This is a genomic window from Paraburkholderia tuberum STM678 (assembly GCF_902833905.1).
GTDB classification, from domain to species: Bacteria; Pseudomonadota; Gammaproteobacteria; order Burkholderiales; family Burkholderiaceae; genus Paraburkholderia; species Paraburkholderia tuberum.
Map to the genome: position 1 here is coordinate 19,190 of NZ_CADFGP010000029.1, position 13,447 is coordinate 32,636.

8 protein-coding genes are annotated in these 13,447 nt (G+C 62.8%); 5 read left to right on the forward strand and 3 right to left on the reverse strand.

Annotated elements, in window-relative coordinates:
• The first annotated feature begins 155 nt into the window (after window positions 1-155).
• The 4 genes from HWY30_RS23790 (at window position 156) to HWY30_RS23805 (ending at window position 7,819) form a co-directional block, all read left to right on the forward strand.
• Window positions 156-1,514: a hypothetical protein gene (locus HWY30_RS23790; protein ID WP_244144976.1), complete on the forward strand. Its 1,359-nt coding sequence runs from the start codon at window positions 156-158 to the stop codon at window positions 1,512-1,514.
• A gap of 160 nt (window positions 1,515-1,674) precedes the next feature.
• On the forward strand, window positions 1,675-2,406 hold the full coding sequence (locus tag HWY30_RS23795; RefSeq protein WP_090800554.1) for a hypothetical protein: 732 nt from the start codon (window positions 1,675-1,677) through the stop codon (window positions 2,404-2,406).
• A gap of 2 nt (window positions 2,407-2,408) precedes the next feature.
• The gene (locus tag HWY30_RS23800) at window positions 2,409-6,812 is read left to right on the forward strand and encodes a coiled-coil domain-containing protein (RefSeq protein ID WP_090800556.1); all 4,404 of its coding nucleotides are present in this window, start codon (window positions 2,409-2,411) and stop codon (window positions 6,810-6,812) included.
• Window positions 6,809-7,819 (forward strand): Wadjet anti-phage system protein JetD domain-containing protein, encoded by a 1,011-nt coding sequence (locus tag HWY30_RS23805; RefSeq protein WP_090800558.1) that lies wholly within the window; start codon window positions 6,809-6,811, stop codon window positions 7,817-7,819. The genes HWY30_RS23800 and HWY30_RS23805 overlap by 4 nt, the downstream gene beginning before the upstream one ends.
• Window positions 7,820-8,108: 289 nt before the next feature.
• Here the strand turns inward: HWY30_RS23805 and guaA are convergent, their stop codons facing one another.
• From guaA to guaB, 3 genes are all read right to left on the reverse strand, one after another.
• A complete protein-coding gene (guaA, locus tag HWY30_RS23810; RefSeq protein WP_090800560.1) occupies window positions 8,109-9,692 on the reverse strand; it encodes a glutamine-hydrolyzing GMP synthase in 1,584 nt (527 codons plus the stop codon).
• A gap of 215 nt (window positions 9,693-9,907) precedes the next feature.
• Window positions 9,908-10,651 (reverse strand): hypothetical protein, encoded by a 744-nt coding sequence (locus HWY30_RS23815; RefSeq protein WP_090800561.1) that lies wholly within the window; start codon window positions 10,649-10,651, stop codon window positions 9,908-9,910.
• A gap of 6 nt (window positions 10,652-10,657) precedes the next feature.
• The gene (gene guaB / locus HWY30_RS23820) at window positions 10,658-12,118 is read right to left on the reverse strand and encodes an IMP dehydrogenase (protein ID WP_090800562.1); all 1,461 of its coding nucleotides are present in this window, start codon (window positions 12,116-12,118) and stop codon (window positions 10,658-10,660) included.
• 317 nt (window positions 12,119-12,435) lie between these two features.
• Here guaB and HWY30_RS23825 point away from each other — a divergent pair, with 317 nt between their 5' ends.
• On the forward strand, window positions 12,436-13,422 hold the full coding sequence (locus HWY30_RS23825) for a DMT family transporter (RefSeq protein ID WP_090800564.1): 987 nt from the start codon (window positions 12,436-12,438) through the stop codon (window positions 13,420-13,422).
• Window positions 13,423-13,447: the final 25 nt, after the last annotated feature.

The following is a 13,447-nucleotide window of genomic DNA, read 5'->3' on the forward strand; positions in this document are numbered from 1 at the left end:
ATCGCCTACGATGAACTACGGAGGATGATCAAGGGCCAAGCCATTTCATAAACCGCGAAGAGCCGATATTTCAAGATAATTCGTGAAAGATACGGTAATCGGTACCGTCATACTCGTCGCAAAGCTCGGCAAAATCTGGTAACAATTGCGGTAGTATGATGACCTTTCAAATTTATTTCATTGAAAATACGGATAGGGTCCTGATGGATGGCCAAGCGACAACCACCGCCCTTGCCGCCACGCTGACAACGTTAGGCGGCTTTGGCCTGCTCGACCTGTCCCGGCAACAGCGCAACCTTCTGCTACTTCGCCCGGTATTCCAGCTTGAGCGCTATAAGATGATGCTCGGGGACGAAAGCAGTTCAGACCGCAGCCTCTTCCAGAGTATCGACACGCATTACCTTGCATTGTCAGCACTCGATCAGATGATGGAAGCCACCACGGTTTCCAGTGGTAGTACCTCGACAGAAATCCTGACGCATCTTGCCGACGTCGCAATACGGATGAAACCGACACTCTCGGCGCCTCAGGCTCGGCGCGTGGCGGAGGTCATCCTTGATGCACTGGACAACAAGGCCAACAACCATCGCGAGTTCAGCTTCGAGTATTTTGATGCCCTAAGCGGGAGCACCAACAGCATTCAGTTCCGCCTTGTACGGTTCGAGCCCGACGCCGAAGATGTATATCGGTACCGCCCAACGGCGGAAGGCTATCTGGTCTACCTCGGAATGTTGGATCTCTCGCCGGAGGACTCCCAGGAACTGCTGGAAAAGATGCTGGACCTTCTGGTCCAGCGCGGGCGCTTCGATGCAGCTCTGGAAATCGCACGTCGTGCGCGCAAGCTATCCATCGAGTACCGCCAGCTCATTCGTGATCGCCTCTACCAGGCCTATCGCGCGCCAGGCAGCGTCAACTGGAGCCGCGACATGGCCGGGCGGCTCGACGAGGCGCGGACGCACGTTCGTCAGCGCCAAGCCGAGGACGCTCGGATGGAGGAAGCCGTTGGCGAGGCCCTGCTTGGCGCCGATGAACCGAAGACGCGCGAGAGTCTCGTACAGCTGAAGGAAACCATCCGTAGCGCCAGCCTCATCCGACTACAGCTTGTCACTGATATCAACGTAGCGCCCGAGCGTTTCATCGAAGCGCAGCGCGCGGTCTTCCGTGCACGCAAGCCCACCGGTCTCCCGGACCTTGAGCCGCAACTCCTTCCGCAACTCGTCAACCTTCCGACCCAGGTACTCTCGGCAGAGGCGGACATCTTCATCAGTGCGCTATACCCACCGGTGTGGTCGAGGGTGTACGACCTGAACTCGGTGTTCGCCCTGCTACTAGAGCAGCGTGGGGAAGATGCAGAGGTCGAGACTGACCCAGGCTCGATTGAGAAGCTTGAACCCCTGCCCGACCAGTTTTCGAAGGAACTTGTACAACGCGCCAACGGCTGGCAGGCAAGCTCTCCGCCGGCCAACGGCTGCGTATCGACCAGTTGCTGGATACCGACGAGGACGAGGGCCTAGACCGGACGACGCGGCGGTGCCTCGTTCTCATCCTGTTCCGTTCGTTCGCGCGGTCTGAGAGCGAGTTCAAGAACGTGAGCGTCGAACTCACGGGAGACACCTTCCACCTCGACATCGCTCAGGGCAGCGCTCTCGAGTTCGTTCCCCAGGGAGAGTCAGAATGAATGCAGAACCTACCGTGCGCAACGCCGCGCGACTGACCTACAAGGCGCTGCACACAACGTTGTCGCCCATCAATGACTCGGAGTACCGCGAACTACTTGCCCTGTGCAGGGCGGACCCGACATTCAGACGATACGTCGAGGATGTCGCGGCCGGCATGGAACTGCAGATTCTCGACTTGAGCGAGCAGCGTGGGCTCATTGTAGTTCCGGCCTCCAAGGATAGCCGCTTCGCAGTGCGCCTCACGGATATCCGCAGCGGCATGACTCCAGACCAGAAGGCCGCACTTGTACTTGCCCACATCGCCATCGCCGCAGTCTTCTTCCCTACGACTGATGGATTGGACGACGACAACTACTCCCCGCCCCCAGCGTCTGTGGCCACCTGCCGCGATACACTCTACGCGCTAGCGCGGCGCCTGAAGGAGACATCTGACCTTCCGCCGGACATTCCATCTGAGCTTGTTCCCGGCTGGGAGACGATTTCAGCACTTCCAGTAGCAATCCCGTCCGGTCAGCGAGCGTCGCATGCCTCGGTTGTCGGCGTCGTCAAGATTGCGCTGAACCAGATGGCGCAGAACGGCCTTGCTCGGCTTGACCGCGACGCGGAAGACGAGGCGGCTGCGACCTACACGCCCACCTTTCGACTGCGTGTGCAGCTGCGAGAACTGGCGCTTCGGCGACTCTACGAAATGGCGCAACTGGCTACGACCGAGCGCAAGGCAGCGTGACTATGCAGAAGATTTCCCGCATCCACCTGGGCAACTGCGGATACCGCACCGCATGGTACGAAGGGATGACTTTCGAGCTGACTGACCCGGACAGCGGCCAACCCACCGACACGCTCATCAACCTGGAGAATGGCGGCGGCAAGACCACGCTCATCGGGCTTGTGTTCTCGTGCTTCGAGACCGCTCAAGAGAGGTTTCTCAAACACATCCAGAGCAAGCACAACACGTTCTCTCAGTACTTCACTCACGATGGCGCGCCTGGTTTCATCATCGTTGAATGGCTCATGCCGTCCAGAATGGCAGGAGGCAAGCCCTACCGTCTGGTGATCGGTCAGGCAGTCGCGGTAAGGTCGCACACCGAGCCACCGGAAGTCGACCGCATGTTCTTCTCATTCGAGGAGCACGCCGACCTCGGCCTCGCGGACATCCCGGCTCCGGGCCTGGCCCAGCCCACGCCGACCTCCATGCAGGAGTTCTCACGTTGGCTACACGCGCAGCAGAAGAAGTACCCGGGTGACGTTTTCATCAGCCACAACCGCCAAGCGGAGTGGCAGCGGCATCTGAAAGACGAGCGTCTCATTGACCTGGACATGCTGCGCATGCAGGTTAACTTCTCGGCCCAGGAAGGCGGTTTCGACACGGGCTTCCTCGACTTCAAGACGGAAGGCGAGTTCCTGCGCAAGTTTCTGCACCTGACCAGCGACACCACGAAGGCCGACGAGGCACGCAAGCTGGTGGTTGCGGTATGCGAGAAGCATCGCCGCAAGCCTCAGTTCCAGAAGCGTCGTGATGAGCTGACCAAGTTCCGGGCGTCGCTGAACGCTTTCGCCGAAGCTGCCCAGCTGTACCTCGAGACGCTGGCTGCGCAGCGCTCAATGTTGATTCGGGGCGCTCAGATGGTCCAGGCTCTGCAGGCCCGCGCCGTCTCGTTTCGCCTCGACCACGACCGAGAGGCGGAATTCGAGCAGACCCAGCGACAACTGGCTTCGGCTGCGCTTGCGGACTCGACGCTCCACACGAAGGAGCAGGCAACGGTCACCTGGGCTTGGCATCAGAAGTGCAGCGCGCAGGCAAAGGCGCGCAAGGAGACTGCCGATGGCCGGGTAAAAGACCTGGAGCGGGACGAACGGCTCATCCGGGCCGCACGGCTCCAGAAGGAAATCGTTGGCATCGACGAAGAGCTCAAGGAGCTTGACGCGCTGGCCGAGGCCGAACGGGCAAATCTCAAGCCGACGAAGGACCACGCTGAAATTCAAGGGGCACTGCTCCGTCGTGCACTGTTCAACGAAGAGCAACGGCTTAAGGCAGCACTCCAGGCAATCGACGAAAGGGCTCGCGTACGGGACAACGAGCGAACATCTCTTCGCAACCAGCGGGCCAACGCCGAAACCGAAGAGATTCGCTACGTGGAGGAACGCTCGAAGCTTCAAGCGGCCGAGGAATCCTATGTCCGGCGTCGTGAAGCATTAGAAGCGGACAAGACGTTTCGAGGACCAGAAGAGACGACAGGCGAGGCGCTCGAACGCCTTGATGATGAAGCTGCGACTGCGGCTGCTGAGCGTGACGTGCATCGAGCATCCCGGGAACGCTGCGCCAAGGAGGCGAGGGTGCATCGACAATCTGCCGCAGCGGAACACGTGCGTGCAGCCGAGTTGTCTGGCAACGCTCAGACACTCGGCGAGTTCATCGCACGAGGAGAGGCCGAACTAGAACGACTGGCTCAGTTGCCTGTCCTTCTGAACGCCGTCGAATCCGACCGCGTCAACCCGCTGTCCGCAGCGCTGCCTGCTCGCCTGCGCGAAGTCGTCTCTGATTCGGCAAAGCAGGTGTCGCTGGGAGACGTTCGGCTTGCGGAGTTGCGCGCCGCCAAACAGGCTATTGAGGAGACCGGCGTTGCCGGCTACAGTGCCGATGTAGCACTCGTCGTCCAGACGCTTCTACAGGCGGGAGTTCGCTCGGCCAAAGCCTACAACGAGTACATCTCTCGTGCGCTGCCGGATGCCTCCAAGGCACGAGCGCTCGTCGCGAGCGACCCAGCCCGCTTCCTTGGCGTCTCCGTAGCGTCCACGGAACTTGAAAAGGCCAAGGCCGTCTCCTGGGCGACGCGCCTGCCCACGCGCCCCGTGGTCGTATCAGCGGCAACACTTGAGCCAGCAGCGCACGTGGCGGAGCACGTGGTGGTCGTCCCTGCCGAGGATGATTCGGCCTTCAACGTCGAGGCTGCTGCGAAGCTGGGCGTTTCCCTCGAACTCCGCGTCACCGACGAAGATGAGCGCCGGTCCGCGTATCGGGAGCGCCACGACCAAACGCTGCGGGCAATTCACGAGCTCGATGCGTATACGAAGGAGTTCGGCGACGGCAAGCTTGGGCAGGCGCAAGCTGACAAGACAGCCCTGGAGGAAGACGTTGCCACGGCGAAGGAACGGGCCGAGTCCCTCGAGTCGCTGGCCCTTGAACTCGATGAGAAGGCGCAAGGGCTGGAGCAACAAGCACAGGCAGCCGATACGCGACGCCAGGCCGCAGTCCTGTCTTCGTCAGCAGTCCGCAGCTTCCAGAGCGAGCACGAATCCGGCCATACAGAGCGCGTCCGGCGACTGGCGGAGGTAATGCAAGACATCAGCGCAGCACAGGAGAGAAAGTCGGCAGCGGACGAGAACCTCGAGCGGCTGCAGGGGGAACACAACCGCGACCAGCGCTTGCGCGTGAGCACGGACCATGAGCTCGGGCTTGCCGGCGAAGAGCGGGCGGGCGTTGCTCACTATGACAAGGACTATCCGGCCCAGGAACAGTTGCTGCAGAACCCACGGCCAGTGGAGACATTGCGCCGCATCTATCGCGACGCCGAAGCTGCCTACTTGGCCGAGGAAAAAGATCGACTGGGGCTATTGGCGCACAAGCTGGAGGATGCTCGAAAGCGCCGCGAGGACAAAGCCAAGGAGTTCACCCGCGAGTTCAAGGGCGTTCAGATGGCAGACCTTAGGCCCTTCATGGATGCGAACCATGAAGAAGCGTTGGCCAACGTCGCGACCGCACTGGAGGCAGCCAAGCCAGAGCAGGTAAACGCCGCCTCGAATCTGCAGGTCGTGAACGGCGAGTCAAAAAAGTGGTTCTGCTCAAACAAGACGAACGTCGGGCCTGTGGTACCTGCTCACGAGGCTTTGGACCTGGATGCCCTGGCCGCGCTCATGGCCGAGGCCGAGACCCGCGTGAACGAGGCGCTGGAGCGGATGCGTACAGCCAACGAAGTTGCGAACCAGGCTGCGGACCGAGCCAATCGGAAGCGCGCAGCAGCGGAGGCCGACGGGACGGTTGAGGCGCTGCTGCGCAGCAGCATGGGATTTGAAGACAAGCCCGACCCTATGCTCATCGCAGCGGAAATCGGCGCCCAAGTGGGAATGAACTTGGAGGTGCCGGACCCCGACAGCCTTGTTCTCGAGGCCGACGCCAGCAACCAAGTCAACGCGCTGCTGAAGGACTACACAGGGAAGAATCAAGGCGTCAGCAAACTGCAGACGAAGGCCCGTGCCGCCTTCGACCTCGTCAAGGTGGCTGCGTCGGAGCAAGCGTTCCGCGAGGTTGACCCCGATGTTGCGCAGCAGATGATTGCCAACGAGTTCGGTGCCGCGTGCACGGATGCCAAACGCCTACTGGAGCACCTGGACGACCGCATCGCGACGACGGAAGCAACGCTGAGGTCGATGCAAGCCGACTTCGACGCCTGCGTCGAGGAGGTGCTCGCCGTCGTCCGCTCGGCCATCACGACGCTCAATCGCGTGACGAGCAAGGACAAGTCAGTGCCAATGGGCGCCCCATACGTTGGCGGCAAGCAAGTCCTGAAGATGCGGGCAAACTTCGGCACGGTCCCAGTCGAGACGCGACGCCAGACCCTCAGCGCCTACCTCGACACGTTGGTTGATACGAACGTGTTCCCTCCGCGCGGTACGGACCTCATCGCCGACGCTGTGGCGCGCGTTTATGGGCGTCCGCTGGGACTGCAAGTCCTGAAGATGTCCATCGAGGAGACAGAGCAGTACGTACCGGTTGAGCGGGTTTCGAACTCCGGTGGCGAAGGCGTCGTCATGGCGATGTTCCTGTACCTGGTCATCAACCAGTTGCGGGCTGAGAACCACGCGCAGGTACATCGCATCGCCGGTGGGCCGCTCATCCTCGACAACCCGTTCGCGAAGGCCACCAGCCCCGCCATGTGGCGTGCCCAACGGCTGCTGGCCGAGGCCATGGACGTCCAGTTGATATTCGCCACGGCACTTCAGGACTTCAACGCTCTCGGCGAGTTCCAGCGATTCATCCGCCTGCGCCGCGCCGGACAGAACAGCAAGACGAGACGCTGGCACCTCGAGTTCGCGAACCTGAAGCTCAACGACGTGCCCGAGGAGTTGACGGCTTGAGTGCGTTCCTTGAAGCGCTACTGTCGTCGCCGCGCAAGCGTGTGCCGCTCGACGAGCTGCGCCGGCACTACTTCTCGCTGTACCCAGATGTCCAGAACAGCCCGGACCGTGGTGTGCTGCTGCTGAGGGCGCTGAAGGAGCTGGAAGCTGACGGCGCCATCTCGCTGCCGGCTACCGGAAGTTGGGAACAGGCCGGCTCGCCCGCTCTTCCACTTTGGGTCACGTTGAAGAGCTCACCTCGCTCCAAGGTTTCTGTCAACCATGCCGACGTGACCTGGGCGCCGGAGCTGGGGTTCTGGCCGGAGTTGAGGCCATCGCAGTTGTCAGCGCTACGGCCCATCAATGACTTCCTACTCCGACGCCGAGGGGCTTTCTCCTCGGTTCCCATCAAGGAGCGTTCCTTGGAAATCTTCGGCGACGAGAAACGGCTCGACAACATGTGTGTCGGAGACTCCCTCTTTGGTGGGCGACTTCCAATATCCGTCATCGGTTGCTTCCGAGTGCCCCAGCCGCTGCCGTATCGCAAAGTTGATGCGCTTGGCAAGTCCGTACTCGTTGTCGAAAACCACAACACGTACTGGAGCTTCGCCGGATGGAACGAGGCCACGCGGCGATACACGGCGGTCATCTATGGCGGAGGTGAAAACTTCAGGCTTACTGGGCGAGCGTTGCGCCAAGCGATGCAAGAAACAGGAGCTTCTTCAGCGGAGTACTTCGGCGACCTGGACCCGAAGGGCTTGTCAATTCCCGTGGATTTCAACCGTTCCGTCGAGCCAGGCTATCCGACCGTTTCTGCGGCGCTCCCGTTGTACCGCTGGTTGCTTGCGAACGGAGTGCGGCGTGAAAAACCCGAGTGTGCAACCTATGTGGCAGGACTGGCGGCCGCCTGGCTCGGCGCAGAACTCGCCGCAAAACTAGAAACAGTTTGGTCTGCAGGCATGTGGCTGCCTCAGGAGGCGCTGGGCACTGAACAACTCCATTCTGGTGCCATTGGCATCAATGGCTGAACCCACCGCCGGCGGCTTGGACGGCTGAGCGCCAAAGCGCATGGCTTTAACCGGTCAAGGATACCGTCGGCACCGCTGACGGTATCAAGCAAGCCCATCCACATGTTGCCCATACATACCGTCAGAAATACCGTCAAATAACAGTTGCTCGGCCTCCACGCAGGCGCAGGTTGACAATTCCCCTAGCGATCAAGGACTTACGGACCTGCGCTCGGCAATTTAGAATCTGGCACGCGTGATTTATCGATCATCACAAGCCTTTGATTCAAAAGGGAATTCCAAGAGCCCCTCACTCCCACTCGATCGTCGCAGGCGGCTTCCCCGAGATGTCGTAGACGACCCGGTTGATCCCGCGCACTTCGTTGATGATCCGGTTCGATACATGCCCAAGCAGTTCATGCGGCAGATGCGCCCAATGCGCGGTCATGAAGTCGAGCGTCTGCACCGCGCGCAACGCGACGACGTACTCGTAGGTGCGCCCGTCGCCCATCACGCCGACGCTCTTGACCGGCAGGAACACCGCGAACGCCTGGCTCGTCAGGTCGTACCACGACTTGCCGGTTTCCTTGTCGATCGTGTCGCGCAGCGTCTCGATGAAAATCGCGTCCGCGCGGCGCAGCAGGTCCGCGAAATCGCGCTTCACTTCGCCGAGGATCCGCACGCCCAGACCCGGACCCGGGAACGGATGGCGATACACCATCGAGTGCGGCAGACCGAGCTTCACGCCAAGCTCGCGCACTTCGTCCTTGAACAGCTCGCGCAGCGGTTCGAGCAGCTTCAGATTCAGCGTCTCCGGCAGACCACCGACGTTGTGGTGGCTCTTGATGGTTTGCGCGGCCTTCTTGCCCTTGCCCGCCGATTCGATCACGTCCGGATAGATCGTGCCTTGTGCCAGCCACTTCGCGTCGGTCAGCTTGCCGGCTTCGGCCTGGAACACTTCGACGAACTCCGCGCCGATGATCTTGCGCTTCGCTTCAGGATCGGTCACGCCGGCGAGCTTGCCGAGGAATGCTTGGCTCGCGTCGACGTGAATCACCTTCACGCCAAGGTGATCGGCGAACAGCGCCATCACCTGCTCGGCTTCGTTCAGGCGCAGCAGGCCATGGTCGACGAACACGCAGGTCAGTTGATCGCCGATCGCGCGGTGCAGCAGCGCCGCCGCCACCGACGAATCCACGCCGCCCGACAAGCCCAGAATGACGTGCTCGTTACCGACCTGCTCGCGAATCTTCGCGACGGCTTCGTCGATGTAGTGGCCCATTTCCCAATCGGCCTTCGCGCCGCAGATCTGCAGCACGAAGCGCTCGAGCATCGCGCGGCCCTGCACCGTGTGCGTGACTTCCGGATGCCATTGCAGGCCATAGAAGCGGCGCTGCTCGTCGGCCATCGCGGCGATCGGGCACGATTCCGTCGATGCCATCAGCGCGAAACCCGGCGGCATCTCCAGCACCTTGTCGCCGTGGCTCATCCATACCTTCAGCATGCCGTGGCCTTCGGACGTGGTGAAGTCGCTGATGCCTTCGAGCAGGCTCGTATGGTTGCGCGCGCGCACTTCGGCGTAGCCGAATTCGCGCAGATGACCGATGTCGACCTTGCCGCCGAGCTGCTGCGCCATCGCCTGCATGCCGTAGCAGATGCCGAGCACCGGCACGCCGAGTTCGAACACGGCTTGCGGCACGCGCGGCGTGTCTTCCTCGGTGACCGAGCTCGGGCCGCCCGACAGAATCACGCCCTTCGGCGCGAAGTCGCGGATGAACGACGCGTCGACGTCGTACGGATGGATTTCCGAATACACGTTGGCTTCGCGAACGCGACGTGCAATCAGTTGGGTGACTTGCGAACCGAAGTCGAGAATCAGGATCTTGTCATGCATGGCAGCGGACGGAATCAGAAGTGAGCGGATACGGAATGCCGCGCGCGAGGCGCGGCGTCGAATTCAAAGCGGTCCACGCGGCGACGGTCTTGGCGCGGCGCGGACAGCCAACATTACGATGAAGCACAAGGGCGCGGCCAACCACGGAACTCGCCGCCTGTGATGCGCGCGAACGAAATCCGGTAGCTTCGGCAAACGGCCTGGCGCGCGGCGCTTCAACCATGAAACGGCGGGCGGCGTGCGCCGGGCACGTCGTTGCTGGTGTCGCGCGCGGCGCGTTCGGACTCGCTCAGGCCGGGCTCGCTTGCGGCCGGATGAAGCGGCGCGGGAGTGGCAACGGAAGCCGCGGCAGCCGGATTGGCCGGCCGCGTGACCGGCACGACGGGCTCTGGCACCGGCTCGGCGTGATAGACCGGAAAGCCCGCTGAGGCACGTGGCTCGCGCGCGTTGTCGCGTTCAGGTTCACGCTGCCGTGCGGCATCCTTTTCGGCCTCTTTCGCGGCACGCTTATCGGCACGACTGTCGGCCTTGCTCGACGAGGGCTTGACCACGATCCCCTTCTCGCGCCGCCGCACCGCACCCGACAGTCGCACGCCGCCGAGCCCGATCACCACCAGCACGACACCGGCCAGCACCGCCACCATCTGGCCGAAACCGGTCAGCGACGGCGTATGCAGCCCCAGCAGCCAGACCAACATCAGCACGCCGATCAGCCAGTGCACATGACCGACGACCTTCGCGACCGTCGAGGTCAGCGCCCCGTCGAACGACGCATGCACCGCGAGCCACGCGAGCCCGATCAGCGCGACGCCGAACGCCTGGCCGACCAGCATCGGCTCCGTTGGCACCAGTTGCAACGCGTCGTACAGCGAGGTCCACGGCGTCAGCACGAACAGCAGGCCGAACGCCAGCAGCAACAACGCATCGAGGATCAGTACAACGCGCAGCAGTGGCTTCATGGGCGTTTAGTCCACGTGGTAGTTGGGCGCTTCCTTGGTGATTTGCACATCGTGCACATGCGACTCGCGCAGGCCCGCACCGGTGATCTGCACGAACTCGGCCTTCTCGTTCATTTCGGCGATGGTGCGGCAGCCGCAGTAGCCCATGCTCGCGCGCACACCGCCGATCAGCTGGAACAGGATTGCGTTGACCGAACCCTTGTACGCGACGCGACCTTCGATGCCTTCCGGCACCAGCTTGTCGATGTTGGCCGAGTTGTCCTGGAAGTAGCGGTCCGCCGCGCCGTCCTTCATGGCGCCGACCGAGCCCATGCCACGGTACGACTTGTACTGGCGGCCCTGGTACAGGAATACCTCGCCCGGCGACTCCTCGGTACCGGCGAACATGCTGCCCATCATGACCGCGCTGGCGCCCGCCGCGAGCGCCTTGCTGACGTCGCCCGAGAAGCGCACCCCGCCGTCGGCGATGACCGGCACGCCGGTGCCGTTCAGCGCTTCGGACACGTTGGAGATAGCGGTGACCTGCGGCACGCCGACGCCTGCGACGATTCGCGTCGTGCAGATGGAGCCCGGGCCGATACCGACCTTGACGCCGTCCGCGCCGTATTCGACGAGCGCCCTGGCGGCCGCGGCGGTTGCGATGTTGCCGCCGATCACCTCGACGTGCGGGAAGTTCTGCTTGACCCACTTGACGCGCTCGAGCACGCCCATGCTGTGGCCATGCGCGGTATCGACGACGATCACGTCGACGCCGGCCTGCACGAGCAGCTCGACGCGCTCTTCGTTGTCCGCGCCGACGCCGACCGCCGCGCCCGCGCGCAGCTTGCCGTGCTCGTCCTTGCATGCATCCGGGTGCTCGGTCTGCTTGGTGATGTCCTTGACGGTCATCAGGCCGCGCAGTTCGAAGGCGTCGTTGATGACCAGCACGCGCTCGAGGCGGTGGCTGTGCATCAGCGCCTTCGCTTCGGCGAGCGGCGTGCCTTCCTTGACGGTGACGAGGCGCTCGCGCGGCGTCATGATGTTGCGCACCGGCTCGTCCAGACGCTCTTCGAAGCGCAGGTCGCGATTCGTCACGATGCCGACGAGCTGCGAGCCCTCGACGACCGGGAAGCCCGAAATGCCATGCTGGCGCGACAGTGCGATCACGTCGCGCACTTTCATATGCGGCGGAACGGTGATCGGATCGCGCACGACGCCCGACTCGAAACGCTTGACCTTCGCGACTTCACGCGCCTGCTCAGCCGGCGTGAGGTTCTTGTGGATGATGCCGACGCCGCCCATTTGCGCCATGGCGATTGCCAGACGTGCTTCGGTGACCGTGTCCATCGCGGCGGACACGAGCGGCATGTTGAGGGAGATGTTGCGGGTCAGCCGGGTCTTGAGGCTGGTGTCGCGCGGCAGAACATCGGAGAAGGCCGGGACGAGGAGCACGTCATCGAACGTGAGTGCTGTTTGGATCAGACGCATGGCAAATCCTATAGGCGCAAAAGCGAATTATACGCGATACCACCCCGGTTTTCACTGCGCGAACAGCAGCTTAGCGAATTTCAGACGATTTTTTGCCGCTCCCGCCTGCGTCGATTTCGCTCGCCTGTTCGCGTCGGGTTCGAACGGGTTTCGTTTGCGCGTTCGCAGGCGAAACCGGAGCAGAGCCGGCGGCATTTTCGCGGCACGTACCCTGTCGAGCGGCGGTCGAGCGGCCTGAATGCAGGATCGAACAAGACGTCCTGCTCGCAAAACCGCTATTCTGCCGGCCATTCCAGTTTATCCAGCAGAGGCAGTCGATGCAGCGCGGTGTCGTATATGGCGTCATAGCCGGAGCCTTGTGGGGCATGGTGTTTCTGGTGCCGCGGGTGCTGCCCGACTTCTCCCCGCTCCTGCTCGTCGCCGGCCGCTACTCGATGTACGGCGTCGTGTCGCTCGCCGCGGCGCTGCCGATCGCGCGTTCGCTCGCCAAACGGCTGAGCCGCGAGGATCTGATCGCGCTCGTCAAGCTCGCGCTGACCGGCAATATCGTTTATTACCTGCTGCTGACCGCCGCCGTGCACCTGATCGGAATCGCGCCGGCCTCGCTGATCGTCGGCGTGCTGCCGGTCACGGTCACGCTGGTCGGCCGGCGCGATCACGGCGCGGTGCCGCTCGCGCGCCTCGCATGGCCGCTCGCGACCGTGATGGCGGGCATCGTCTGCATCAATATCGACGTCTTTACGGTGGCCGGCGCGGCGCCGGTGAGCATCGCGACGCGCCTGCTCGGCGTGGCCTGCGCGGTGGGCGCGCTCATCTGCTGGACCTGGTTCGCGGTCGAGAACGCCCGTTACCTGCAGCGTCAGACGCATTTCAGCGGCAATGAGTGGTCGGTGCTGTGGGGCGTCGTGACTGGCGCGCTCGGCGGCGCGTTGTGGCTCGTGGTCGCGGTGCTGCCGTCGGGCGGCCCGCAGGGTGAGTTGGCCGACCCGCGCTGGCACACGTTCTGGCTGCTCAACCTCGCACTCGCGATCGGCGCGTCGTGGCTCGGCAACGGCCTGTGGAATGCCGCGGCAAAACGGCTGCCGCTAACGCTGTCCGGCCAGATGATCGTGTTCGAGACGCTGTTCGCGCTGCTTTACGCGTTCATTTACGACGAGCGCCTGCCGCGCCCGCTCGAACTCGCGGCGATCCTGCTGCTGGTGGCGGGGGTCTGGTGGTCGGTGCGCCGGCATTCGGACGACGATTCGTCGGGTGCGGCGCGCATCGAGGGCATGAACGATAAGGCGCAGACGGCGGCGCCTTGAGGCGATGTGACGCGATGATGCAAGA